Origin of the sequence: Paenibacillus sp. 7523-1 (assembly GCF_002276415.1) — a bacterium.
Taxonomy (GTDB): Bacteria; Bacillota; Bacilli; order Paenibacillales; family Paenibacillaceae; genus Paenibacillus; species Paenibacillus illinoisensis_A.
Genome location: NZ_NPBR01000009.1, coordinates 174940 through 200754, shown reverse-complemented (window position 1 = coordinate 200754; position 25815 = coordinate 174940). Strand labels below are relative to the sequence as shown.

Annotated in this window: 20 protein-coding genes; 19 read left to right on the top strand and 1 reads right to left on the bottom strand. The window is 49.8% G+C overall.

Annotation, left to right across the window (positions count from 1 at the left end):
* The first annotated feature begins 13 nt into the window (after window positions 1-13).
* From CHH60_RS11855 to CHH60_RS11830, 6 genes are all read left to right on the top strand, one after another.
* The gene (locus tag CHH60_RS11855) at window positions 14-1051 is read left to right on the top strand and encodes a carbohydrate-binding family 9-like protein (protein ID WP_095359362.1); all 1038 of its coding nucleotides are present in this window, start codon (window positions 14-16) and stop codon (window positions 1049-1051) included.
* A complete protein-coding gene (locus CHH60_RS11850; RefSeq protein WP_095359361.1) occupies window positions 1048-3702 on the top strand; it encodes a transglutaminase domain-containing protein in 2655 nt (884 codons plus the stop codon). Before CHH60_RS11855 ends, CHH60_RS11850 begins: the two co-directional genes overlap by 4 nt.
* A complete protein-coding gene (locus CHH60_RS11845; RefSeq protein WP_095359360.1) occupies window positions 3699-4745 on the top strand; it encodes a glycoside hydrolase family 18 protein in 1047 nt (348 codons plus the stop codon). The genes CHH60_RS11850 and CHH60_RS11845 overlap by 4 nt, the downstream gene beginning before the upstream one ends.
* A gap of 246 nt (window positions 4746-4991) precedes the next feature.
* On the top strand, window positions 4992-5429 hold the full coding sequence (locus tag CHH60_RS11840; protein WP_095290252.1) for a hypothetical protein: 438 nt from the start codon (window positions 4992-4994) through the stop codon (window positions 5427-5429).
* Window positions 5430-5564: 135 nt separating this feature from the next.
* The gene (locus CHH60_RS11835; RefSeq protein ID WP_095359359.1) at window positions 5565-6494 is read left to right on the top strand and encodes a selenium metabolism-associated LysR family transcriptional regulator; all 930 of its coding nucleotides are present in this window, start codon (window positions 5565-5567) and stop codon (window positions 6492-6494) included.
* A 36-nt stretch (window positions 6495-6530) separates the two neighbouring features.
* Window positions 6531-7394: a PHP domain-containing protein gene (locus CHH60_RS11830; protein WP_095359358.1), complete on the top strand. Its 864-nt coding sequence runs from the start codon at window positions 6531-6533 to the stop codon at window positions 7392-7394.
* A gap of 81 nt (window positions 7395-7475) precedes the next feature.
* Here CHH60_RS11830 and CHH60_RS11825 read toward each other — a convergent pair whose 3' ends face one another.
* Window positions 7476-9221: an Rqc2 family fibronectin-binding protein gene (locus tag CHH60_RS11825; RefSeq protein WP_095359357.1), complete on the bottom strand. Its 1746-nt coding sequence runs from the start codon at window positions 9219-9221 to the stop codon at window positions 7476-7478.
* Between the two features lie 322 nt (window positions 9222-9543).
* Between CHH60_RS11825 and CHH60_RS11820 the strand changes: the two genes are divergently transcribed.
* From CHH60_RS11820 to rlmN, 13 genes are all read left to right on the top strand, one after another.
* Window positions 9544-12357 carry a calcium-translocating P-type ATPase, SERCA-type gene (locus tag CHH60_RS11820; RefSeq protein ID WP_095359356.1) on the top strand — a complete coding sequence of 938 codons (2814 nt, stop codon included), beginning with the start codon at window positions 9544-9546 and terminating at the stop codon, window positions 12355-12357.
* Window positions 12358-12506: 149 nt separating this feature from the next.
* Window positions 12507-13340 (top strand): diaminopimelate epimerase, encoded by an 834-nt coding sequence (gene dapF / locus CHH60_RS11815; protein WP_095359355.1) that lies wholly within the window; start codon window positions 12507-12509, stop codon window positions 13338-13340.
* A 137-nt stretch (window positions 13341-13477) separates the two neighbouring features.
* Window positions 13478-15367 (top strand): bifunctional homocysteine S-methyltransferase/methylenetetrahydrofolate reductase, encoded by a 1890-nt coding sequence (locus CHH60_RS11810; RefSeq protein WP_095359354.1) that lies wholly within the window; start codon window positions 13478-13480, stop codon window positions 15365-15367.
* A 19-nt stretch (window positions 15368-15386) separates the two neighbouring features.
* Window positions 15387-16286, top strand: a complete 900-nt coding sequence (locus CHH60_RS11805; protein WP_095359353.1) for a YicC/YloC family endoribonuclease — start codon at window positions 15387-15389, stop codon at window positions 16284-16286.
* 51 nt (window positions 16287-16337) lie between these two features.
* Window positions 16338-16598 (top strand): extracellular matrix/biofilm regulator RemA, encoded by a 261-nt coding sequence (gene remA / locus CHH60_RS11800; RefSeq protein WP_006209218.1) that lies wholly within the window; start codon window positions 16338-16340, stop codon window positions 16596-16598.
* A 13-nt stretch (window positions 16599-16611) separates the two neighbouring features.
* Window positions 16612-17184 (top strand): guanylate kinase, encoded by a 573-nt coding sequence (gene gmk / locus CHH60_RS11795; RefSeq protein WP_090901057.1) that lies wholly within the window; start codon window positions 16612-16614, stop codon window positions 17182-17184.
* 156 nt (window positions 17185-17340) lie between these two features.
* A complete protein-coding gene (gene rpoZ, locus CHH60_RS11790; protein ID WP_095290265.1) occupies window positions 17341-17556 on the top strand; it encodes a DNA-directed RNA polymerase subunit omega in 216 nt (71 codons plus the stop codon).
* Between the two features lie 120 nt (window positions 17557-17676).
* Complete coding sequence (gene coaBC / locus CHH60_RS11785; RefSeq protein WP_095359352.1) at window positions 17677-18912, top strand: bifunctional phosphopantothenoylcysteine decarboxylase/phosphopantothenate--cysteine ligase CoaBC; 1236 nt, start codon at window positions 17677-17679, stop codon at window positions 18910-18912.
* 2 nt (window positions 18913-18914) lie between these two features.
* Window positions 18915-21464, top strand: coding sequence for a primosomal protein N' (gene priA / locus CHH60_RS11780; protein ID WP_095359351.1), 2550 nt, complete (start codon window positions 18915-18917; stop codon window positions 21462-21464).
* Between the two features lie 167 nt (window positions 21465-21631).
* Window positions 21632-22120, top strand: a complete 489-nt coding sequence (def, locus tag CHH60_RS11775) for a peptide deformylase (RefSeq protein WP_095290270.1) — start codon at window positions 21632-21634, stop codon at window positions 22118-22120.
* A 6-nt stretch (window positions 22121-22126) separates the two neighbouring features.
* Complete coding sequence (gene fmt / locus CHH60_RS11770) at window positions 22127-23086, top strand: methionyl-tRNA formyltransferase (RefSeq protein ID WP_176476038.1); 960 nt, start codon at window positions 22127-22129, stop codon at window positions 23084-23086.
* A complete protein-coding gene (rsmB, locus tag CHH60_RS11765) occupies window positions 23083-24582 on the top strand; it encodes a 16S rRNA (cytosine(967)-C(5))-methyltransferase RsmB (RefSeq protein WP_095359349.1) in 1500 nt (499 codons plus the stop codon). Before fmt ends, rsmB begins: the two co-directional genes overlap by 4 nt.
* Window positions 24583-24772: 190 nt before the next feature.
* Window positions 24773-25813, top strand: a complete 1041-nt coding sequence (gene rlmN / locus CHH60_RS11760; RefSeq protein WP_095290542.1) for a 23S rRNA (adenine(2503)-C(2))-methyltransferase RlmN — start codon at window positions 24773-24775, stop codon at window positions 25811-25813.
* Window positions 25814-25815 lie beyond the last annotated feature (2 nt).

Sequence of the window (25815 nt, the reverse complement as noted above, 5' to 3'; positions counted from 1 at the left end):
TGGAGGGATCAACGTGATGCTAAGTGGCGTACCTATACCACATATCGATACGTATCAGCCGAAGCACTACATTTGCCAACGTGCAGCAGGTGAATTGGAGCTTGACGGAAGGCTGGATAAGCCTTTTTGGGATCAGGCGGAATGGACGGACAAGTTCGTCGATATTGAAGGGGATCTTCGTCCTGCTCCGGCCAAGGATACAAGGGTGAAAATGCTATGGGATGATGAATATTTTTATTTTGGTGCCGAGCTTTGGGAAGATCAGATCTGGGCAACGCTGACGGAACGGGATTCTGTCATTTTTTATGATAATGATTTTGAAATTTTTATTGATCCTGACGGGGACAGCCACGGGTATTACGAATTCGAGATCAATGCGCTAAATACGGTATGGGACCTGCTCCTCATCAAGCCATACCGGGACGGAGGGCCACCGCTGGACAGCTGGGATATGAAAGGATTGAAGACAGCCGTGTATATTGACGGCGAGCTGAATCGTCCGGAAGCGATTAACCGGAAATGGTCTGTTGAGGTTGCGATCCCGTGGACCAGTCTTAAAGAATGCGCCAAGGAAAAGCGGGCACCCCTGTCGGGTGAATTTTGGAGAGTCAATTTCTCACGGGTAGAGTGGCAGACTGAAGTGATCGATGGAAATTACCGCAAAGTAATGGATCCCGGAACCAGTAAGCCATATCCTGAGGACAACTGGGTCTGGTCGCCGATGGGACTGGTGAACATGCATTATCCCGAACTGTGGGGTTATGTTGTGTTTGCGGGTGAGCATACTCAAGACGATTTTGTGCTTCCACAGGATGAACGGATCAAATGGGAGCTAAGAAAGCTATATTATCTGCAGCGTAATTACAGAGAAAAGAATGGGACGTTTACGCAAGATATGTCATTGCTCGGCTGGACTTCTGAAGTGGAAGTTTATCCCGAAATCTACGCTGCTCCAAGCCTATTTCAGATTTCAGCTGCGACTGCGGATAGGGGCGGAAGGTGGATCATTCGCGAAGACGGGAACCTGTGGGAAGAGAGGGATACCAAATGAGTGTACAAACGTCGGCGTTTTCGCTTACCCCCGAAGAAATGAAATCTATTGAAGATAAACTCCGTATCAAAAGGAGGCTTGTCCAGGCACAGGCTGACGAGATCTTTTCGGTATTTAGGGAGCCGCTGTCCGTAGAAGAAGAGTGGGCGCTCAAGTTTGTGTATGCATACAGTCCGCTTCAGGATCTGGCAGATGTTCCGGGCGCACTGTTTCTAAGCCACGTAAGATCAACTCTGCGAATGCGGCGTGAGGTTCCGTGGGGGCAACGGGTACCGGATGATTTGTTCCTTCACTTTGTGCTTCCATGCAGGGTGAATACGGAGAATATCGAGGATTGCAGAGCGATCTTCTATGCTGAACTGGCCGATCGCATCATGTCGCTCACGATGTCAGAAGCGATTCTGGAAACCAACTACTGGTGCCATGAAAAGGCAGTCTATACCGGCAGCGACCTTAGGACGGTTTCGCCGCTCACCATGATTCGGAGTGCAAGGGGGCGCTGCGGGGAAGAATCAACACTGGCAGTGACCGCACTGCGAAGTATCGGGATCCCTGCTCGTCAGGTATACACGCCTCGCTGGGCGCATTGTGATGACAATCATGCCTGGGTGGAAGCATGGGCTGACGGAACCTGGCATTATATCGGCGCCTGTGAACCGGAAGCCAGGCTGAATCAGGGATGGTTTACGCCTCCTGCCCGTCGGTCGATGCTGATGAATACAAGAGTGCTTGGCGCCTATCATGGTCAAGAGGATGTGACATTGGCAACCGAATGGTACACCGAGCTGAATCTTCTGGAGAATTACGCTCCAACGAAGGAGCTGACTGTAGCGGTCAAGGATCTGGCCGGAGTTGCAGTGGAGGGTGCTGCCGTGCGATTTGAGCTGTATAACATGGCCGAATTCTATCCGATTGCGGAGTTATTAACGAATGAAGACGGAGAAGTGGTCTTCAAAACGGGGTATGGAGATCTGCTCGTCCGGGCGGTATATCAGGGACGGTGGCTAGAGCATAAGATCACGATTGACCAAACAGACCGTTTGGAACTAGTGCTGGATCTGCAAAATCAACCTGAGCAGGAGAGCGGAGTGATTGATTTCGATATGGTTCCTCCGCCTGAGACGGAGGGAGAGGAACTCCCGGCGTTGACAGGGGAAGCGGAGTCACTCCATAAGCAGCGTTTGTCTGAAGGGACGGATATCCGGACTGCGTTTGAAGCCACCTTTGTAACCGATAAGGAGAGCATCGATCTATCTCGTGAGCTAAGCCTTCCGGAGGCGAGGGTATGGGACGTCATGCAAAAGGCGCGCGGGAATGGACATGAAATAGCCGCGTTTCTCAGGGAAAGCTCTCCTGAACACGGGCAATGGCCGTTATTGCTGCTGGAGTCGCTGAATAGTAAAGATTTGATTGATACGTTCCGTCCAGTCCTGCATGAGCATTTAGCTTATTCGCTTCCGCTGCGTGGTATGCTCCCGGATACCTTGTTTATTCCCTATTTGTTATGTCCGCGCGTTGCTTTTGAAATGCTTGGGCCGTACAGGAAACAATTCCAAGCCGCGTTTGCTTCAGATGAGAGGGACGCAATAGTGAGAGAGCCTTCACTTCTTGCTGAGGCACTCAAGGAAAAGTTCATTCATTGGGAGGATCTGCCCAATCTGAAAGGAAAGGGTACAGCGGCAGGAACCTATCGGATCATGGCCGGGGACGAAGAATCGCTGGCTATCCTGTTTGTTGCCCTCTGTCGCAGCCTTGGCATTCCATCCCGTTTGCATCCAAGCGAACGCAAGCCGCAGTATTGGCAGAAAGGGTCCTGGATCTTCGCGGATCTTGTCAATAAAGAAAAGGGGAAGCAGCGAATGGGAAGTATTCGTCTTGTGCAAAACGAGTCAGGAGGAAACATGCCGGAGGCTTCCTACTATGAGAATATTTCCATTGCGCGTCTTGTTCAGGGGAAATACGTGACCTTGCATTTTCCTTATAAAGAGACAAAGCTGTTTGACGAGCCTCTGCCAGCAGAGGAGGGGGCTTATCGCATGACGACAGGCGTACGTTTGAAAAACGGCACGGTAAGAGCTCGATTCACTTATTTTGATTTAAAGGAAGGGGAAGAGTCTTGTGTTGCCGTAACCTTCCGCAGCGCCGATGAAGAAATTCCTGTCCTTGGAACGGTGGATAAGTACGCAGAACTGCGGTGGCAGGACGAGAACGTAACTACACTCGAGCGTAGCGTAAGTGGAACGGCCGCAGGCATACTTCTTTCCTGGATTGAACCTGACCGGGAGCCGACCATGCACTTGCTGAAGGAACTTGCTGATCTGAAGCAAGAGCTGGTGGAACGAAATATATCGGTTGTTTTAATTACTGGCTCTGCTGGTACAGGGAAATCTTTGAAGACGGAGCAGCTTGAGATGCTGCCGTCACAAGTCCGGTTAGGCGAGGCAGCACCTGCCTCACTGCCCGAGGTGTTCCGTAGCTCTGGAGCGACAGAGTCAGGATACCCCCATCTGGTTGTTCTGGATAAGGCTTATCAGATTCGTTATGTCTCATCCGGATATCGGATTGGTGCCGTGAAGGAAGCCATTCAGGTAAGTGCGCAGCTGGTCGGACAACGCAGTGAACCATTCCAACATGATGGAGGCAGCCTATGAACCCCAAATGGATTATTGGATACGTCGGACATCGTGATTTGAATCATGTACCGGAGGCAGAGCTGAGCAGAATGACGCATATCAATATCGCTTTTGCTCATATACAGGAAGGTATCATTCAGACCAGCCATCTGCAGCATATGGACCGGATTCCAATCATCAAGAAAGCTTTCCCGGATTTGAGATTAATTTTGTCTGTGGGAGGCTGGAGTGCAGGCGGATTCTCGGAGGCAGCTGCAACCGAGCAAGGAAGACAGAAGCTCGCAGAATCAGCTGTTATGGCAGTAATTACCTATGGCCTGGACGGGATTGATCTGGATTGGGAATACCCGTGCTATGGGGAGGCGGGTATTGCTGCCTCTGCCGAGGACAGAGTTAACTTTACACTTTTGTTAAAAACGATGAGGACTGCTCTGACGAAGCAAGGCGAGCAAGATGACAGGTATTACATGCTTACCATTGCAGCCGGTGCTGACCAGTACTACATTGACGGCACGGAAATGGATCAGGTACAGCAGTATCTTGATTATGTGCAGCTGATGACATATGACATGCGTGGAGGTTTTCAGGTGCTGACTGGACACCATACCAACCTCTACACGGCGACAGGTGATTTATACCGAATTAGCACCGATGCGTCCGTACGCATGTTTCTAAAGGCGGGTGTACCCCGAAATAAAATCGTCATTGGTGCAGCATTTTACTCCCGAATGTGGAAGGGTGTGCCTGACCGTAACAACGGATTGCATCAGGTGGCTGAGACGACCGGAGGCTACGGTCCGGAATATACGGAGTTAAGCGAGAAGTATATTGACCTTAACGGATATATCCGTTATTGGGATGATGAAGCAAAGGCACCTTATTTGTTTAATGGCAACACGCTCATCTCATACGACGATCCGGAATCAGTAACGGCCAAATGCCGATATATCCTGGAACAGGATCTCGCGGGATTGATGTTCTGGGAATACAAATGTGATACGTCACATGAGCTGCTGAGAACGATGGATGACGAGCTCGGCGCAGGAAGACATGTGTTATAGGTGTGAGAAACTGAGTACCTTATGCGGAATCCGCCATATCGCGGGTTCCTTTTCTTTTAAAAAGAGATTAATATAGAGAGAAGGTTTATTGGTTATCATAGGTTTTTGCTTACTTTTATAAAGAATTAGGCACAAAACGGATTTTGTGAAAAAATCTGAACTTACGCCTTGAGCTTGCGGGACTTATGTTGTAATATATTTGGTAATAAATAGATAGAAAGTCCTATCTGGTGGAGAGTGATTCCCATGCGTGATAAGGTGATGCAACGTTGGAGCACCTACGAGCCGTTTTTCGTAGCTCTTGGAGACAAAAAAGTGGCTGACATCGTCATTACCCATCATGCCAAAATGCGGTATGCAGACCGTATTGAGCCCACGCGTAATGATGATGACCATATTGCGGCTTGGTTATGGGAGTGTCTGAAGCAGGACCGTATTACGCCATACTACCGTAATGAGCAGGACGTCTACCTCATCGACGAGGATGTGGTAGTGGTTGCGGAATTTTCCGAGCTTGAAGGTGAATATGACATCGCCGGCAATCCTCTTCACAAGATGATTGTAGTTACCTTTTTGGGGCGAATGTCAGAGACCATTGAGCTTCGTGACCTGAAATCATATTATTCCTGGTTGAGGCATTCCAGACGAATGACTCTGGTGAAGAACAGTCGGAAGCACAGGTAATTCAGAAGAAACATTTAAGATTTTTAGCCATGATATATTCAAGCTACATCGCATGCAGACAAGCTGCATGCTTTTTTTGTTGGAATTCAAGAAATCGGCTACAATGAGGTAAGCGTACAGAAGAGGGGCGAAGATATGAATTTTCATCAGTTGCATATTTTTTACACAGTGGCAGAAAAGGGGAGTTTTTCAGCAGCTGCGCAAGCCTTACATATGACCCAACCTGCGGTGACGATGCAGATTCAATCACTGGAAGACTACTTTGGCACCAAGCTCCTGCATCGTTCAACCAAGAAGATAGAATTATCCGAAGCCGGACGAACCCTGCTGCCCCATGCCAAGCGGAGCGTGGAACTGGTCAGGCAGACCGATGAAGCCATGTCGGCCTTCACGCAGATGCTTCAGGGAAGATTACAGCTCGGTGCCAGTTTGACCATTGGCGAATATGTTTTACCGAGGATGCTTGGTCCCTTTGCAAGGCAATATCCCGATATCTCGATCGTAATGAAAGTGATGAATACAACGCAAATTATGGACGATATTTTGAAACACCAGTTGAACTTTGGCCTGATTGAAGCCCCAATCCATCATCCGGACATGATTGTAGAACCGGTAATGCAGGACGAATTGAAGCTGATTGTTCCGGCAGGTCACGCGCTCGCCGATCGCGGGGAAGTGGAGCTGGAAGAGGTTATGGCTTATCCGTTTGTACTGCGGGAGAAGGGCTCCGGTACAAGACAGGTCATGGAAGACCAACTGCAAAAGAAAAACATTGACCCGCAGGACATGAATGTTGTGATGGAGCTTGGAAGTACGGGTGCAGTGAAATCGGCGGTTGAAGCTGGAGTGGGTATTACCATGCTGTCTCCTTCATCCGTTCAGCATGAATTAGCACTTGGTCTCGTGCATATTGTTGAGATCCGCGGACTTGCATTCAAACGACAATTCTATGCCATTCATTTGAAGTCATCCCTGCTCCCTCTATCCGCAGTAGCATTCTTGAACTACCTGAGACAGCAGGAGCACACTGGAGCGGAAGAAATGATGGATAAAGGAAGTAAATAATCGTGAACACAACCATGTAGCAAGGAGATGTTGTTAATGGATCAACCTAACGGACGCTGTGATCTCCATACGCATAGTCAGGCTTCGGACGGCATGCAGTCACCTGCCGAAAATGTAAGGCTGGCCAAACAAAAGGGACTGTCAGCCGTTGCAATTACGGATCATGATACGGTAGCAGGTGTGGCAGAGGCACAGCAGACAGGCCAGGAATGTGGTATCGAGGTTGTAGCCGGCGTTGAGATCAGTACCCGCGCAGGAGGCAAAGACATCCATGTGCTGGGTTATTATATGAATATAAAGGATGAACTCTTCCTGGAGCGGCTGCACGGACTTCGTGATGCACGTGAGGAACGAAATCATCGCATTATTGCCAAACTGCAGGAGCTTGGTCTTGATATCAGCTGGGAGGAAGTTATTGAGGGGCTGGGACGTCCTCTTGAGCCGGATGAGAGCATTGGGAGACCGCACATGGCCGATGTCCTGGTCAGCAAAGGCTATGCTGTCGATATGAGGGATGCCTTTGATCGATATCTGGCCGAAGGTAAGCCGGGCTTCGTAACGGTACCACGTGTCGCTCCCGAAGATGCCTGTCAGTGGATTAGAGAGGCAGGGGGAGCCGCAGTTATTGCACATCCGGGTCTCTATGGAGATGATGAACTGGTTCGCCGGATCATTGAGCAGTTCCGTCCAGACGGAATTGAAGTATTTCATTCCGACCATGGCCCTGAAGAGGAACACAGGTATGCCGCATTGGCACGTGAATTCGATTTAATTGTGACAGGCGGCTCAGATTACCACGGTGTGAGACAGGGAGTTGTTTTTCACGGGGATTTGGGGAGCAAAACGGTAGCATTGGATGTGCTTGAACAATTGCGGACAGCAGCAAACCGCCAATTATAACCCAAATTGAAAAGGCCCAGAACACGATATTCTCTGTTCTGGGCCTTTTTGTGTCATTTTGTTTGTGGTGGCACCTGCAGCCTATCCGTTTTTGATGGTGGATGGCAAGCTTTTGACTAACTCTTCATTGGGTGTCACAAACAGTGTTTTTTGATGATCGTAGATGACGAAACCGGGCTTGGCCCCGCTTGGTTTCCGTACGTGACGAATAAAGGTATAGTCCACAGGAACACTGCTTGATTCCTTGGCCTGACTGAAATAAGCTGCGAGCTGTGCTGCTTCCTCCAGCGTAGCTTCCCCGAAGTCCGTGCTGCGAATGACAACGTGTGAACCGGGGATGTCTTTGGTATGCAGCCATGTATCATTGGCCGACGCCAGACGGTTAGTGACATATTCATTTTGCAAGTTGTTTTTGCCCACCAGAATATCAATTCCCTCAGTCGAGGTAAACTGATGTACGGTTGGACGGTCGTTTTTCTTTTTCTTCTTGCCTTTTTTGTTGCGGTCGCGAAGATATCCCTGCTGAACCAGTTCTTCACGGATCTCCTCAATATCGTTCATGGAAGCGATGGACAGCTGCTGCAGCAGGTTGTCCAGGTAGACGATCTCGTCCTTGGTTTTGCCGAGCTGCTCATGAATGACCGCCAGACTGTTCTTATATTTATTGTACCGCTTGAAGTAACGCTGCGCATTGTCCGATGGTGTAAGCAGGGGATCCAGTGCGATGGTAATGGTTGCCTGATCTTCATCATAGAAGTTTACAAGCTCCACGCTTTTGTCTCCCTTGCTAATCTGGTGAAGGGAAGCAAATAACAATTCGCCCCATAATCTGTATTTTTCCGCGTCATCGGCTTCGAGCAGATCCTTGTTCAGGTTGTCGAGTTTTTTGACATTTTTGCTTCGTTCATTTTGCAGAAAACGCAGCAGATCACTTACCTTTTGTTTTACCGTATCCCGCTCGGCTTTATCCCCGAAATAATCCTCCATGCATTTGCTCATCGTGTCATAGGTCTTCTCCGCATCCTGAATACTTTGAAGACGGACAGCAGAGAAGATCATTTTCCCTTTGGCATTCAGTCCTGTGATAGGGGTGTAGTTATTGTCTCTCACAGGTCCCATTACAGAATCAAAGGCATTCCAGAGGGCGTTCGCCTCCGCTGATGCATCTCCATTGTCTGTATCGGATGCACGAGCAGCAATCTCTCCTGCGATCAGCGGACTCAGGCCACTGAATGAGTTCACAAGCCAGCGGGCAGCCTCTTCTACCGTTTCAGAGTAACCCTTGATGAATTCAGCGCTGTTCACTTCCAGCGGATTGACTTTGTGCTGTTCTGGCGGAGCTGTATACGAAAAGCCAGGCATGATGACCCGGTAGCTACTGATGGAAGGGGTAACGTGATGTATACCGTCCAGAATCGTTCCTGTGACCGGGTCGAGCAATACGATATTGCTGTGACGCCCCATGAGCTCAATGATGATTCGTTTTACGGATACGTCACCGAGTTCGTCGCGTTGACGAACGTCGATGTGGATGATCCGTTCCATGCCGATCTGACGAATCTCCTCTATAATGGCTCCTTCGCAGTGCTTGCGCAGCAGCATGCAGAACATCGGTGCTTCTGTAGGGTTTAAGAATGTCTTCTCCGTAAAATGCACACGGGGATACGTCGGACTGGCCGATATCAGCAATTTGCTGTTCCCGCGTTGTGCACGAAGGGTCAGTACGACATCATGGCCGTTTGGCTGATGAATCTTGCTAATGCGGCCGCCTTTGCAGCCCTGCAGTTCGTGTACGATGGCTCGTGTAACAATGCCGTCCAATGCCATATTTTTCAACTTCCTCTCTATCTATAACTGAAACACACAACTGGAATATGTAAAAATCAGAACCGGTTGCTGTTCGTTCGTCACTTGCCTTCGTGCATAAGGTAACTCGGCTTCTACTGCGTTATGACCGCAGACTTTTATTTTAGCCTATTCTGTCCATCAGGGAAAGGATTCACCATCCGGGTGCTAATTGGGGTCCTGTCCGAATACATATAGAGCAGGTAGTTTGTCCGGCGTGACATACAGCTGCCTGTTAGCGATCACGAGCAGCTGTATCAGCGTCTTTTACAGGAAATATAGACTGGGAGGGGAACCTTGAAGCATGGAACAGACCAAGTGGCATCAACTAAGCGTAGAAGAGCTTCGCAGCACGCTTGACGTCAGTCTGGAGGAAGGATTGACAGATGAAGCTGTTGCGCAGAAGAGGAAGGTCGCCGGTTCAAATGAGCTGAGTGAAGGAAAACGTATATCCCCAATTACACTGCTGCTTAACCAATTTAAGGACTTTATGGTGCTCGTTTTGATGGGGGCGACACTGGTCTCCGGATTGCTTGGAGAATATTTGGATGCCGTTACTATTGTGGCGATTATTGTGTTAAATGCCATTCTGGGCTTCGTACAGGAATTTCGGGCTGAGCGTTCTCTCCGCGCATTGAAACAGCTGTCCGCACCTCTTGCCAAAGTTCTTCGGGCCGGTCAGGAAGTGCAGCTTGCTGCCAAACAGCTGGTGCCTGGGGATATCATCCTTGTCGAGAGTGGAGATCGCATCCCGGCGGATGTAAGATGGCTGGAAACGAACAGTCTGGATGTGGAGGAATCGGCACTCACTGGAGAATCGGTCCCGGTAAGCAAGCACTGCAACCCCATTGCAGACGATGCCGTACCACTCGGAGATCAGAAAAACATTGGATTTATGGGCACCATGGTTACCCGCGGGACGGCCAAGGGCGTTGTCATTCGGACAGGCATGGATACCGAGATGGGTAAAATTGCCGATCTTATCCAAAATACCGAGGAACAGGAAACACCGCTTCAGCATCGTTTGGAGCAATTGGGCAAAATACTTATTTTTGTTGCACTGGGGCTTACCGTGATGGTCGTTGTGGCTGGTATTTTGCATGGACAACCGGCAATTGGGATGTTCCTTGCTGGCGTCAGTCTGGCGGTAGCTGCCATACCTGAAGGTTTGCCGGCGATCGTCACGATTGCACTTGCGCTGGGTGTGCAGCGAATGATTAAGCGCAAAGCCATTGTACGAAAATTGCCTTCTGTCGAGACACTTGGCTGTGCCTCCGTGATCTGCTCGGACAAGACGGGGACATTAACCCAGAACAAGATGACAGTGACCGATGTGTGGCTGGAAGGTCGGAGTATCCAAGTCACCGGGGACGGGTATGCACCGGAAGGACAGATGCTGGAAGACGGCAGGACGGTGGAGCTGAAGAGTGACCAGACACTGCGAAGACTGCTTCAGATTAGTGCGTTATGTAACAATGCGAGTATTGTGGAAAGTTTCTCGGAAGAGCGGAATAAGAAAAAGGGTAAGGATGGCAAGAAGGAGGCAATCAAGGAGGATGGCGTGGTATGGGAGCTGAAAGGCGATCCAACCGAAGGAGCGCTCGTCACTCTGGCTTCCAAAATGGGCCTTACTCCTGCCGGCCTCAAAGAGCTATATGCTCGTCAACAGGAGTTCCCGTTCGATTCGGACCGCAAACGAATGTCTGTCCTCATCCAGCATCAGGGAGGCCGCATGGTTTACACCAAGGGTGCCCCTGATGTGTTGATTGGACAATGCAGCTATATTTTATGGGAAGGCAAAGTTGTACCCTTTACCGGAACGTTGAGACAGAAAGTGATGGCTGCAAACGAGAAGATGGCCGGAGCAGCCCTGCGTGTCTTGGGGATGGCTTATCGTGAAGTACGCCCTGAGGAAAAAGTAGATGATGAACATGCTGCCGAAAATCAGCTTGTGTTCGTTGGACTTGCAGGCATGATTGATCCACCTCGGAGAGAAGTCAGAGATGCGATTGCAACTTGCCGCAGAGCGGGTATCCGTACGGTCATGATTACGGGTGACCACGGGACTACTGCAGAGGCGATAGCCCAGCAGCTGGGCATTCTTCCGCGGGGCGGAGGTTCGTTAAGCGGGCAGCAGCTGGCAGGATTGACGGATGATGAGCTGGATAAGCAGGTGGAAGGTATCTATGTCTTCTCCCGGGTGTCACCTGAGCACAAGCTCCGGATTGTAAAATCCCTGCAGCGCAAAGGCCATGTCGTAGCGATGACAGGGGACGGTGTCAACGACGCACCAGCGATCAAAGCGGCGGACATCGGAATTGCGATGGGAATTACAGGTACGGATGTGACAAAAGAGGCATCAGCCTTAATTCTCAGTGATGATAATTTTTCTACTATTGTAGCTGCGATTGAAGAAGGGCGTAATATATATGAGAATATTCGGAAGTTTATTCGGTACTTGCTTGCTTCCAACGTGGGCGAGATCTTGACGATGTTCTTCGCGATGATGATGGGACTGCCGCTGCCGCTCGTGCCCATCCAGATTCTATGGGTGAACCTCGTGACAGATGGCCTGCCGGCCATGGCACTGGGTGTGGATCAGCCGGAGAAAGATCTGATGGAGCACAAGCCACGCGGCGCCAAGGAAAACATTTTTGCCCGGAGACTGGGCTGGAAAATCATCAGCCGCGGTGTATTGATCGGATTATGTACATTAGGTGCGTTCTGGCTTACCCTTCAAGCAGCTCCGGATCAACCGGGTCAGCTTATCAAAGCACAGTCCGTAGCTTTTGCGACACTTGTTCTGGCTCAGCTTATTCATGTATTTGACTGCCGGAGTTCGCGCTCCATTTTCCACCGGAATCCGCTCCAGAACAAATACCTGGTTCTTGCGGTGATCTCGTCCGTTGTGCTGATGCTGGTTGTAATGTACGTGGAGCCGCTGCAGCCGATCTTCAAAACCGTACCGCTCGGCATGCGAGAATGGGCCATTTCCATTGTGGCCGCAGGTATCCCAACGTTCCTGATGGGAGCAGGCAGTGTCTGGGGTGGCCGTCGTAACCGTCGCCGGATGGGTCCTGGAAGCTTCGTACCGAAAAGTACAAAGTTTTCGGCATAAAATCAATAGCATTTCCTTATCGTTTTCGTTATGCTATCCTCAAAATGATTCGGGGCGAAAGCCTTCGACATTTTGCAGGATAGCTTTTTTGTGTAAACAGGCAAGAATAACGCTTTGGCAGCAGACTGCCAAAAGGAGTGGGCAAGGATATGGAATTTACAAAAATGCACGGACTTGGCAACGACTTTATCGTTGTATTTGGAGAAAAACAGCTTCCGGCTGATGCAGCAGAGCTTGCTGTGAAATGGTGCAACCGTTTCTTCGGCATCGGTGCGGATGGACTCGTTTATATACTGCCTTCGGAGAAGGCGGATTTTCAGATGCGCATTATGAACTCTGATGGTTCGGAAGCGGAACAATGCGGCAACGCGATTCGCTGTGTAGCGAAGTATGTTTATGACCATGGTCATGTGACATCGGAGCACATCACCATTGAAACCATCGGCGCTGGTGTGCAGCCGGTAACCCTTAATGTACTTGACGGCAAGGTGGCAACCGTTCGTGTAGATATGGGCGAGCCTATTTTGGACGGGCTTAAGGTTCCGACAACAGTGGATGCCAACCCTGTGGTTGATCATACGATTGAAGCGAACGGACAGGAGTTCAAATTCACGGCAGTTTCGATGGGAAATCCCCACGCTGTCATTTATGTAGATGATGCAGTGAACTTTGATCTCTCGACCTGGGGGCCTGTGCTGGAAGTTCATCCGATGTTCCCGAAAAAGATCAATGTTGAGTTTGCCACTGTACGTGATCGCGGATTCGTCGATATGCGTGTATGGGAACGCGGTGCGGGTCCAACCCTGGCTTGTGGGACCGGAGCTTGTGCAACGCTTGTATCTTCAGTATTGAACGGACACACGGATCGTACAGCAGTTATTAGCCTCAAAGGCGGAGACCTGCATATTGAGTGGAACGAAGCTGACAATCATGTGTATATGACCGGACCGGCAGAGGTTGTTTTCAAGGGATTCACCTCATAAGTTGACAGTTTGAGCCAAGAGGCCTTCGGGCCTCTTTTTTTGACTGAATTTCATGGAAATCCTGTGTTTTTCTACGTTATTGATCGGCTTTTGTGTTACATTAGTATGAAATGATCAGCTAGGCGGGGGGAAAAGGGATGAAGGCGGATTTGCGGAGTGTCTTGCAGGAACGAGTTCTCATTGGAGATGGGGCGATGGGAACATATCTGTACCAAATGGGTTTCCCGGTTGGAATTTCATATGAAGAATTAAATTTGGTCTCACCTGAAGTGGTAGCAGATGTGCATCGTCGTTATTTGGAGGCGGGTACTGAAATATTTGAGACAAATACTTACTCTGCCAACTATGACAAATTATCCAAGTTCGGACTGGAATCGAAGGTGACGGAAGTCAATCGTGCGGGGGCACGCATTGCCAAGGAAGTCGCTGGTTCAAACGGATACGTTCTAGGGGCCGTGGGTTCCATTCGTGGAGGCAAGCGGACTAATGTATCGACAAGCGAACTGAAGCGTTTCTACGAACAGCAGATTTTTGCCCTGTTTGAAGAAGGGGTTGACGGGATTCTGCTTGAAACCTTCTATGATATCGAAGAGATGGATATCGCCCTGCTGCAGGCTCGCAAGCTGAGTGATCTGCCGGTGATTGGGCAGTTTGCAGTTGAGGATATTGGACATACGCTGGATGGATACACGATGCCGGAAGCGTTCCGGATCATGCGTGAGCAGGGTGCGGACGTGATTGGGTTTAACTGCCGCTCCGGTCCAAACGGAATTATGCGTGCCATGGAAACCGTATCCGGGCGAATCGGAGTTCCGATGTCTGTTTACCCTAACGCTGGGGCGGCAGACTATGTCGATGGCCAGTTCCGTTATGGTGCCACACCGGAATATTTCGGGCAGACCGCGGTGCAATTCGCCGATCTGGGCGCCCGTATTATCGGTGGATGCTGCGGTACGACGCCTGATCATATTGGGGCAATTGCACAGGCTCTTTCCGAATATACTCCAGCACCCATTGTCCTGCCTGACCCAACAGAAGCAAAACCGCGTATCGTACTGCATGAAAATGTGGATGAACGGTCCGGCCGTGGTGGACAGCCGACCATTGTGGATCTGGTCAAACAGCGCCACACGGTTATCGTTGAACTCGACCCGCCTCGTGACCTGGACATTGCCAAATTCATGAAAGGTGCCGAAACACTGAAAGCCGCAGGTGCGGATGCGCTGACACTGGCTGACAACTCGTTGGCGGTAACCCGCATGAGTAATATGGCTCTGGGACATCTCGTTCAGGATCGTACGGGCTTACGTCCGCTTGTGCATATTGCTTGCCGTGACCGAAATCTGATTGGGACCCAGTCACACATGATGGGTTTTGACGCTCTCGGTATCAACCACGTGCTTGCGGTTACAGGTGATCCAGCGCGTTTCGGTGATCTTCCTGGATCCAGCTCCGTATACGATCTGACTTCATTTGAAATTATACGTATGATCAAGCAATTGAACGACGGTGTAGCTTTCTCCGGTAAACCGCTTAAACAGAAGGCTGGTTTTGTCATCGGAGCAGCGTTTAACCCGAATGTGAAACATCTGGATAAGGCGGTTCAGAGACTGGAGAAAAAGATTGCCTCCGGTGCCGATTACATTATGACGCAGCCTGTCTATGACCCGCAATTGATCGTAGCCATGCATGAGGCGACCAAACATTTGGAAGTGCCTATTTTCGTTGGTGTAATGCCGCTGGCAAGTGGACGAAATGCAGAATACCTGCACAACGAAGTTCCAGGCATTCAGCTGTCGGATGAAGTTCGTTCTCGCATGGCTGGTCTCGAAGGAGAAGAAGGACGGGCTATGGGCGTAAAGATTGCCAAAGAGCTATTGGATGTGGCAACAGACCATTTCAAAGGGATCTATCTGATGACTCCGTTTATGTTCTACGGCATGACTGCCGAGCTGACCCAATATGTATGGGAGAAGTCCGAGCACCAATGTCCTACTTGTTTCAACCCTAATAATCAATTACAATAGTGTAACGGATGTGATGCCGATGTCATTCAGTATGACCGGATACGGTCAATCCGCCTTTCATTTTGGAGGCTACAAGGTACAATTGGAGATTAAATCCGTCAATCATCGTTACTGTGAAGTGATGATGCGCATGCCGAAAGAATGGACATGTTATGAAGACGGATTGAGGAAAAGAGTACAGAGCCGGCTGAAGCGCGGGCGGATTGATGTTTATGTAATGAAAGAAAAAGATGAAGATCAGGCTCTTCCTGCCGTGCTTAATGAGCAGGCAGTCAGAGCCTATCTGCAGGCAGCAGAACAGCTGGAATCCCGCTTTGGGATGCAGGGCAAACCGAGCATTATGGACATGCTTTCATTGCCGGATGTCATGGTTCATTCCGATGGAACGAGTTCAATTCCGGAGGAAGAGAAGGACGAATGGGAGCGTGTGCTGCAGCAGAGCTTGGAAGAGGCCTTGTCCAGTCTGGAGCAAATGCGCGCGCGTGAGGGTCTTCATCTGGCCAGTGATCTGGAACGGCGGATTAGTCGTTTGGAGTCGCTGCATACCGAGATGCTTACTCTTGCACCTACTGTGGTATCAGATTACCGCAACAAGTTAAGACAAAGGCTTACGGAAATGCAGGAGGAAGGCTCTTTCCCTTTTGACGAGCATAAATTGGGTATGGAAATTGCTGTGTTTGCCGATCGTTCTAACATAGAGGAGGAACTTACGCGTCTACTCAGCCACTTCGGACAGAGCAGGGAACTGCTGAAGAGTGAAGAGCCGGTAGGCCGCAAGTTGGACTTTCTTATTCAAGAGATGAATCGGGAAGTCAATACGATTGGATCAAAAGCCAACCATTTGGCTCTGGTGAACCGTGTTGTCGAGATGAAGGCGGAGCTGGAGAAAATTCGCGAGCAGGCGGCGAATATCGAATGAACGGCCATATTTCGGCAAGAGAGTCGCATGTATAGGGGGAAGAACCTGATTATGGCAATCAAACTCATCAACATTGGATTCGGTAACATCGTATCGGCGAACCGGATTATATCCATCGTAAGTCCGGAATCGGCGCCGATCAAGAGAATTATACAAGAGGCAAGAGATCGTCATATGCTGATAGACGCAACGTACGGAAGACGTACTCGTGCCGTGATTATTACGGATAGCGATCATGTCATTCTGTCGGCGGTTCAGCCTGAGACGGTCGCCCATCGTCTTTCTTCGAAAGATGATGACAACGACGAATAAAATGGAGTGTAATATGTCTAAAGGATTACTGATAGTGTTGTCCGGCCCATCTGGGGTCGGGAAGGGTACAGTATGCAGCGCTTTGCGCAAACGTGTACCGGAGTTGATCTATTCTGTGTCTGCAACGACTCGCCAGCCTCGTCTGGGTGAAGAGCATGGTGTGAACTATTTCTTCAGAAGTCATGAAGAATTCCTGAACATGATTGCTGAAGACCAGCTGCTGGAGCATGCAGAATATGTAGGTAACTATTACGGAACACCACGTGACTTTGTCGAGAAAACCATTAACGAAGGCCGCGACATCATTCTTGAGATTGAAGTTCAAGGCGCGTTAAAAGTGAAAGAGAAGTTCCCGGAAGGGATTTTTGTATTTCTGCTGCCTCCTTCATTGGACGAGCTCAAAGATCGCATCCAGGGACGCGGTACGGAGAGTCAGGCAACAATTGATCACCGGATGTCCGTAGCCGTGGATGAGATTAGTCTGCTGGAGCAGTACGATTACGCTGTCGTTAATGACGAGATTGATTTGGCGTGCAAACGAATAGAAAGCATTATTATCGCCGAACATTGTAAGATCAATAAATAATTTTTTTGACGGCCGCAGGATGCAATTATTCGGAGAACTGCTGACATATATCTATAGATGGTCAGATGAAGTTCGGTTCATGTGAACGACTGAATTGTTGCATTCTGTAAGGCGGGTCAAAGGGATTATACTAATGCAAAGAGGTGTTTTGTAAACATGCTGTATCCTTCTATTGATGAAATGATGAACAAAGTCGACAGCAAGTATTCTCTTGTTGTTGCTGCTTCCCGCCGGGCCAGACAGCTTCGTGAAGGCGAGAAAACGGATCTGAGAAATGCGAGATCCCATAAACAGGTTGGCGTTGCACTCGAAGAAATTTATGGTGATCATCTCGTTGTCATCAAAGGACAGGACGAAGAGGAAGAAGAGTAAGCCGCCTGCGGCTGCTCTTCAACTGCATACGGCGCAAGCCGGACTTATTTGACAACCGCGAGGTTGTTATTTTTTTCTCTATTCATCGTTTATACGTCGTATATATCGGGGGAAATAACCATGTTGAACGGTAAAAAAATCGTACTTGGCGTGACTGGCGGCATAGCCGCATACAAGGCGGCTACATTATGCAGTAGACTGGTGCAAAAAGGGGCGGATGTACACGTCATTATGACGGACTCTGCCAAACAGTTTATTACCGAATTAACGCTGCAAACGTTGACCCGAAATGTAGTCTACAGTGATACATTTGATGAGCATGAGCCATCAGTTGTATCACATATTCATTTGGCCGATATGGCCGATCTGGTTCTGGTTGCCCCGGCAACAGCCAACGTTATTGCCAAAATGGCACATGGCATGGCCGATGACATGCTCTCCACCACACTGCTGGCAACGACTGCCCCGGTAATGATCGCACCTGCCATGAATGTTCATATGTATGATCATCCTGCTGTCCAGCACAATATGCGTCTGCTTTTCGAGCGAGGAACACTGATGATTGAACCAAGTGAAGGACAGCTTGCATGTGGATACGTGGGTAAAGGGCGACTGGAAGAGCCGGAGACGATTGTCGAGGTGGTTGAACGTTTTTTTGAAGATCAGCAGTCAGCCAAACCAGACTTGAAACAACAGTCCGCCTTGTTAAAAGGCAAAAAAGTGGTCGTGACGGCGGGTGGTACGATTGAGCGTATTGATCCTGTCAGATATATTACCAATGACTCTTCCGGCAAAATGGGATTTGCCATCGCTGCAGCAGCACGTGATTTGGGGGCAGAGGTTACGCTCGTTATGGGCAGTACACAAGTTCAGCCGCCAACAAATATGGAAGTGATACGGGTGCAGTCTGCCCAGGATATGTACGAAGCGGTCATGAGCCACTGGGATCATGCTGATATCGTCGTTAAGGCTGCGGCAGTTGCCGATTACCGTCCCAAGGAAGTACATGAGGAGAAAATCAAAAAGAAAGGCGATACGCTATCGCTGGAGCTTGTTAAAAATATAGATATTCTTGAAACACTAGGGAAGCAAAAGAGTCATCAATTTCTAATTGGTTTTGCCGCAGAAACCCATTCTGTAGAGATGTACGCAAGGGAGAAGCTGGAGCGGAAAAACTGTGATCTGATCGTAGCCAATGACGTTGCCCGGCCGGGTATCGGATTTGGAGCAGATACCAATGCGGTTCATATTTACGACCGTGAAGGGTTGGTGGAAGAGCTTCAGGTGATGTCTAAGGAGGACATAGCTTACCGATTGCTTGCGATTGCGGCGGAGCGCATTGCCGGGAGGAATTAAATATGGAGATCGCCAAGGTTATTGTCGATGTTCCGGTGAAACAGACCGATCGGCCCTTTGATTATCTGGTGCCGGAATCGATGCGTGATTGGATTGAGATTGGCAGTCGGGTAGGTGTGCCATTTGGACATCGAACTGTGCAGGGATTTGTGGTTGATCTTGTACCCCGTACCGGAACAGAATCCTTCAAGTTGAAGCCCATTCAGGAACTGTTGGACATCGTTCCCCCCTTGTCAGAAGATTTGGTGCAGCTCGCCGAGTGGATGAGTGAACGATATGCCAGCAACCGCATTTTGTCGCTGCAGGTCATGGTGCCGACTGCACTGAAAGGTAAAGCGGAACGATATATCTCCATTGGGGATGCACTGGATGGACAGCATACCGGAGCACCATCGGATGAAGATGTCCTCTTCGTGTGGGGAGAGGAGTCCACCTCGGAGAAGGTGCAGCAGGACATTATACGTTTTGTTAAAAGTCGAGGGCAGGTGCCTTTGCAGCAATTGAGCCGTAAATACCCCAATCATGCAGCGTTGATCAAAAAGCTTCTGCTTAGCGGTGTATTGCTGGAGAGTCAGGCAATCAAGGACAAGCTGAACAAAAAAACGATGAAGGCAGTGGATTTGGCGGTAGATGCGGCTGCGGCGGAGGAGGCACTTGCATCTTTCCCGGCGAAGGCACAGCGGCAGAAGGAGGTTCTTGCTTTTCTGCTTGAAATGAAAGAGCTGCTGCCGATGCCGATGAAAGAATTGCTGGCCACGCTTCAAGTGTCTGCGGCTACCGTCAAAGGGCTTGAGGAGAAAGGGCTGCTTGTAACGGAAGACGTGGAAGTCTTTCGTGACCCTTATCAAGGCAGGAAGTTTCGCGCCACTGAACCGCTTGCTCTTACTGCAGAGCAGCAGAACGTGTACGATAAAATTAATGGCCGATTACAGGAAAGGCGCCATGGCGTCTTTTTGTTACATGGTGTAACAGGCAGCGGTAAGACCGAAGTATATCTGCAGACGATCCAGCAATGTATTGAGCAGGATCGGCAGGCGATTGTACTTGTGCCTGAGATTGCCCTCACGCCACAAATGGTTGAGCGGTTTAAAGGGCGATTTGGAGACCAGGTTGCCGTTATGCACAGCCGTCTTTCGGGTGGAGAGCGTTATGATGAATGGCGCAAAATCCGGGAAGGCCAAGTAAAGGTTGCCATTGGCGCGCGTTCTGCTGTCTTTGCTCCATTTGACCGACTGGGTCTAATTATTATGGATGAGGAACATGAGACTTCTTACAAACAGGAAGAAACTCCGAAATACCATGCCCGTGATGTAGCTGTAAAAAGAGCACAGCAGCATCAGGCTGTTGTGGTCCTGGGCTCCGCGACGCCTTCGCTGGAAAGTTATTATGCCGCACGTTCGCAGAGCAATGATGATTTTGCCCCGCTGCTGCTGGAAATGCCTACTCGGGCGCTTGGCAACAATCTGCCGGATGTGCGAATCATTGATATGCGGGAAGAGTTGAAGGATGGCAACCGTTCGATGTTCAGTCGGGCTCTGCACAAGGGACTGGAGGAACGGTTGGAGCGCGGGGAGCAGACAGTTTTGCTGTTGAACCGCCGAGGCTATTCCACTTTTGTCATGTGCCGCAGCTGCGGTTATGTGGCCGGCTGTCCCGAGTGTGATATTTCACTGACGTATCACCAGCGTTCAAACAATCTTCGTTGTCACTATTGCGGGTATGCGGAAGCAGCTCCCGAGGTATGCCCTGAATGTGGCAGTGAACATATCCGTTACTTTGGTACAGGTACGCAGCGAGTGGAGGAAGAATTGGCCAAGTTGTTCCCGGGAATTCGTGTAATCCGCATGGATGTGGACACAACGACGGAGAAGGGGTCGCATGAGAAACTTCTGAAGCAGTTCCGGGAGAAAAAAGCGGACGTGCTGCTTGGTACCCAGATGGTTGCCAAAGGATTGGATTTTCCGGATGTCACCCTGGTTGGTGTCATCACGGCAGACTCGGCACTGAACCTGCCCGATTTCCGGGCTGCCGAGAAGACCTTCCAGCTGTTGACCCAGGTAGCGGGCCGTGCAGGGCGTCATCAATTGCCTGGTGAGGTATTTGTGCAGTCCTATACACCGGAGCACTATTCCATTGGACATGCAAGCCAGCATGATTATGTTTCTTTTGTACGTGAGGAACTGCTTCATCGCCGCAATCTGCAATACCCGCCGTATTGCCGCCTGATTCTGGTGACCTTTTCGCATGAGCAATTGCCTGTACTGATCCGGCTTGCCGAAAATTACACACGTCTGTTGAAAGAACGTGCCAATGCAGCAGGCTGGCTGGGAAGCCTCGACCGTTTCAGCAACGATGCCTTCGACGTGCTAGGGCCTGTAGCCTCGCCCATTCCCCGGATCAAGAATAGATACCGATTCCAATGTATGATAAAATGGCGGGGGGATGTAGACGCTATCGGAATCGCCCTAGAGACAGCTCGGCGCATGGACGATGATGTTCAGGCGCAAAAACTGCTCATTAGTTTGGATGTAGACCCGCAAATGTTAATGTAGCATGATGCATCGTTTTCCATGGACACTTCGTGTGATAAAAATTGGGGAAATGATTAGAGCAAAATGTGGATGTGAACAAGCGGTATAAACATAGATTATAAACAAGCAAACGATAATCAAAAGAATGATACCCAACATGAGATTTGGGTTAGGAAGGTGCTTACAACATGTCGATTCGTATTATTGTTAAAGAACCAGATGAGGTGCTTCACAAAAGAGCCAAGGAAGTTACAAAAGTAACACCAAATGTACAAAAACTGCTGGATGATATGGCAGATACCATGTATGACGCTGAAGGCGTAGGTCTTGCAGCCCCTCAAGTAGGCATCTTGAAACGCCTGATTGTCATTGATGCCGGGGATGAACAGGGCCTCATTAAAATGATCAATCCTGAAATCATCGCAAGTGAAGGCGAACAGTTTGGGCCGGAAGGCTGTCTGAGTATTCCGGGTATTAACGGCGACGTTCGCCGTTTTGAGACAGTTACCGTTAAAGGCTTGGACCGTGAAGGCAATGAACTGATTATTACGGGCAGTGGTCTGTTATCCCGGGCATTCCAGCACGAGATTGATCACCTGGATGGCGTACTCTTCACGGATATCGCTGAGAAAGTGTACGAAATTGCAGCCGATCAGACTGGACCGCGACGTAATTAAGGAGTGATGGATTTGAATATTGTTTTTATGGGTACCCCGGAATTTGCTGTCCCTTCTCTGGATATGCTCATTGCTGAGGGTTATAACGTGGTGGGGGTAGTCACCCAGCCCGATAAACCGCAAGGCCGCAAAAAAGTGCTCACGCCAACGCCTGTTAAGGCTGCGGCTGAGCGCCATGGCCTGCCCGTATTTCAACCGGTGAAGCTGCGTGATCCTGAATCCGTGGCCAGATTGGCTGAATGGAAGCCTGATTTGATCGTGACTGCAGCATTTGGGCAGATTTTACCGAAGGCCGTATTGGATATGCCTGTACGAGGCTGTGTGAATGTGCACGGTTCTCTTTTGCCTAAATATCGTGGTGGTGCTCCAATTCAGCGCTCCATTATTAACGGGGAGTCCGTAACGGGAGTTACTTTGATGTATATGGCAGAAGGTTTGGATACCGGGGACATGATCTCTCGTGTGGAAGTTCCAATTACCGATGATGACACCTCTGGCACCATGTTTGTGAAGCTCAGCGATGCAGGCTCCAAGCTGCTGCAGGCAGAAATGCCTCGTCTTATTGCGGGGGAAACCACGGCTGTCCCTCAGGATGAAGCCGAAGCTTCGTATGCCCGCAATCTGACTAGAGAAGACGAGAAAATAGACTGGAATCGAACATCCCGTGAAATCTATAACCAGATCCGTGGTCTTGTTCCGTTCTCTGGTGCATTTACAATGTGGGACGAGCAGGTGTTTAAAGTATGGGCTGCTGCGAATCCCAATCAATGGGGAGCTTCGGAGACTGGAGCCAAAGGACAAGCTGAGCCTGGTACAGTGCTGCAGCTGAATGCATCTGGTATCGAGGTACAGACGGGTGACGGTTCACTCTGGCTGACAGAAGTTCAGCCGGCCGGCAAGAAAGCGATGAAGGCGGCTGACTTTGGCCGCGGCGGTACGCTGAAACCGGGCACGGTGTTACGATGAGTGAGAATAGATCCGGCAGATCCGTAGACAGTCCGAGCAGAGGTAACGCTAAACAGAACCGGCGCCCGAGTCCAGGGAAACCGGGTGGTTCCAGAAATGCTGGGGGCTCCCGGACCTCGGGAGAAGCTTCGCGCGCTCAACGACCCAAAACTTCTCCACGCGCACTTGCAGTGAAGGTTCTAAGTGCTGTGGAGCAGGATGGAGCCTACAGTAACCTGGAGCTCAATCGTCGTTTGAAAGAGTCGGAGCTTAGTCCGGCTGATGCGGGGCTGGCAACTGAGCTGGTATACGGAACAATCGCAAGACTAAATACGCTTGATTATTTCTTGGAACGTTTTGTAGCCAAAGGAATGGCCAAGCTCCAGCCATGGGTACGAAGTCTCCTTCGGATCAGCGTCTACCAGATGCTGTATCTGGACCGGATTCCGGAACATGCTGTTGTCAGTGAAGCCGTCAATCTGGCGAAGAAATTGGGTCACCAGGGAATCTCGGGTATGGTCAATGGCGTTCTGCGCAACATGATCCGTAACCGGGATGAATTGCGGATTCCGAATGATCTGCCAGCGGCTGAGCGCATTGCACTGGAACACTCTCATCCACTGTGGATGGTTAAACGCTGGATCGGCCAATACGGTGAAGAGACAGCTGAAGCGATCTGCAAGGCCAATAATGAACCACCAGCAGTGAGTGTCCGGGTAAATACGACAATGACCACACGTGAGAAACTTATGCACGAGATGGAGAGCACGGGGGCAGTGGTGGAGCCTTCCCGGTTAAGTCCTGACGGCATCCTTGTACGCAGCGGTGGGAATATGGCACTAACGTCATGGTACCGGGATGGATTGTTCTCAGTACAGGACGAAAGTTCCATGCTGGTGGCAGAAGCGGTCGCACCTGAAGAAGGTCAAAGCGTGCTGGATTGCTGTGCAGCTCCCGGCGGTAAGACAGCTCATATGGCCGAGAAAATGCAGGACCGTGGACGGATCATTGCCAATGATGTGCATGCACATAAGCGTCAGCTGATCATGGATCAGGCAGACCGTTTGGGGCTGAGCTGTATCGATGCAGTAACTGGAGATGCACTGGATTTGGATGAACGTTATCCTCATGCTTCGTTCGACCGGATCCTTCTGGATGCACCTTGTTCGGGTCTCGGTGTCATTCGCAGGAAGCCAGATGTCAAATGGACCAAATCGCCTGAAGATATCGAAGATATCTCGGCGCTGCAGCGAGAATTGCTGGACCGGGTTTCACCGCTGTTGAAGCCGGGCGGCGTTCTGGTGTACAGTACATGTACGATTGAGCCGGCTGAGAACGAACTTATGGTCGCTGACTTTCTGAAGCGCCATCCTGAATACCAGGCCGTGGATTCTGCCTGGACCGGAACCGAGATGGAAAAGTGGAATCCGGTGAACGGGGGCGTGCAGATTCTGCCCCAGTATGCACACAGTGATGGCTTCTTCATTGCAAGGCTGACACGTGCAGCCAATGAATAAATCCATAGCACGTAAGGAAGGCCGCCGGGGGGAACTTCGGCGGATTTCTTTTGTAATGGGGTGCGGCTTGTGCGCCGAGGTGTTATAATGCATGAAGTGCAAGACTCTAGGGCATACATGGATGTAAAGTGGTCTTTGTGATAGAATAGGAAGAATGAAAAGAAAAGAAGGAATAGGTGTTGACAACAAAATGAAACCTTTTATATATGATTTTTCCCTGGAAGAGCTGCAGCAATGGGCTGTTGAGAATGGGGAACCCGCTTTTCGCGGTGGTCAGATTTTCGACTGGATTTATGTGAAGCGAGTAAATGATTTCAGTGAGATGACGAACCTGTCCAAAGCATTGCGCGAGAAGCTGGCAGAGCAATTCGAATTTGTAACCCTTACCGAAATTACGAAGTTTGAATCCAAGGATGGAACGGTGAAGTTCCTGTTTGGCCTTCATGATGATCATGCAATCGAAACAGTTATCATGAAACACAATTACGGTAACAGCATCTGCGTAACAACACAGGTAGGCTGCCGGATCGGTTGTACATTCTGTGCATCCACACTGGGCGGACTGAAGCGTAACCTGACAGCAGGCGAGATTGTTGCTCAGGTCGTACAGGCTCAGAAGATTCTGGATGAGCGCGGCGAACGTGTAAGCAGTATTGTCATCATGGGTTCGGGCGAACCGTTTGAGAACTATGAAGCAACAATGACTTTCCTGCGCATCATGATTCACGAAAAGGGCCTGAATATTGGTCAGCGTCACATCACGGTCTCCACAAGCGGAATTGTACCAAACATCTACAAGTTTGCGGACGAAGATACGCAGATTAACCTGGCAATTTCGATCCATGCACCGAATGATGCACTGCGTTCCAAATTGATGCCGGTAAACCGTCGTTTTCCTTTTGACGATGTGATGGAATCCCTTCGGTATTACCTCGCCAAAACGGGCCGGAGAATCACATTTGAATATGCACTTATCGGTGGCGTGAACGATCAGCCGGAACATGCTGCGGAACTCGCAAGTGTGCTCAAGAACATGCTCTGCCACGTGAACCTGATTCCAGTCAATCACGTACCTGAACGCAAGTATGTGAGAACATCGAGAAGCGACATTTTTAATTTTCAGAAGATTCTTTCGGAGCAGGGTGTTAATGTAACCATTCGTCGTGAACAGGGACATGATATTGCTGCCGCTTGCGGTCAGCTTCGTGCAAAGCATATGGAGTTGAGGTGAGA

Bases quoted from the DNA above. Each gene is read 5' to 3' on its own strand.
- CHH60_RS11820 (WP_095359356.1), top strand. From the start codon at position 9,544: ATGGAACAGACCAAGTGGCATCAACTAAGCGTAGAAGAGCTTCGCAGC.
- fmt (WP_176476038.1), top strand. From the start codon at position 22,127: ATGGATTTGAATATTGTTTTTATGGGTACCCCGGAATTTGCTGTCCCT.
- dapF (WP_095359355.1), top strand. From the start codon at position 12,507: ATGGAATTTACAAAAATGCACGGACTTGGCAACGACTTTATCGTTGTA.
- remA (WP_006209218.1), top strand. From the start codon at position 16,338: ATGGCAATCAAACTCATCAACATTGGATTCGGTAACATCGTATCGGCG.
- CHH60_RS11830 (WP_095359358.1), top strand. From the start codon at position 6,531: ATGGATCAACCTAACGGACGCTGTGATCTCCATACGCATAGTCAGGCT.
- CHH60_RS11835 (WP_095359359.1), top strand. From the start codon at position 5,565: ATGAATTTTCATCAGTTGCATATTTTTTACACAGTGGCAGAAAAGGGG.
- CHH60_RS11845 (WP_095359360.1), top strand. From the start codon at position 3,699: ATGAACCCCAAATGGATTATTGGATACGTCGGACATCGTGATTTGAAT.
- rlmN (WP_095290542.1), top strand. From the start codon at position 24,773: ATGAAACCTTTTATATATGATTTTTCCCTGGAAGAGCTGCAGCAATGG.
- rpoZ (WP_095290265.1), top strand. From the start codon at position 17,341: ATGCTGTATCCTTCTATTGATGAAATGATGAACAAAGTCGACAGCAAG.
- priA (WP_095359351.1), top strand. From the start codon at position 18,915: ATGGAGATCGCCAAGGTTATTGTCGATGTTCCGGTGAAACAGACCGAT.
- CHH60_RS11810 (WP_095359354.1), top strand. From the start codon at position 13,478: ATGAAGGCGGATTTGCGGAGTGTCTTGCAGGAACGAGTTCTCATTGGA.
- rsmB (WP_095359349.1), top strand. From the start codon at position 23,083: ATGAGTGAGAATAGATCCGGCAGATCCGTAGACAGTCCGAGCAGAGGT.
- CHH60_RS11805 (WP_095359353.1), top strand. From the start codon at position 15,387: ATGTCATTCAGTATGACCGGATACGGTCAATCCGCCTTTCATTTTGGA.
- gmk (WP_090901057.1), top strand. From the start codon at position 16,612: ATGTCTAAAGGATTACTGATAGTGTTGTCCGGCCCATCTGGGGTCGGG.
- def (WP_095290270.1), top strand. From the start codon at position 21,632: ATGTCGATTCGTATTATTGTTAAAGAACCAGATGAGGTGCTTCACAAA.
- CHH60_RS11850 (WP_095359361.1), top strand. From the start codon at position 1,048: ATGAGTGTACAAACGTCGGCGTTTTCGCTTACCCCCGAAGAAATGAAA.
- CHH60_RS11825 (WP_095359357.1), bottom strand. From the start codon at position 9,221: ATGGCATTGGACGGCATTGTTACACGAGCCATCGTACACGAACTGCAG.
- coaBC (WP_095359352.1), top strand. From the start codon at position 17,677: ATGTTGAACGGTAAAAAAATCGTACTTGGCGTGACTGGCGGCATAGCC.
- CHH60_RS11840 (WP_095290252.1), top strand. From the start codon at position 4,992: ATGCGTGATAAGGTGATGCAACGTTGGAGCACCTACGAGCCGTTTTTC.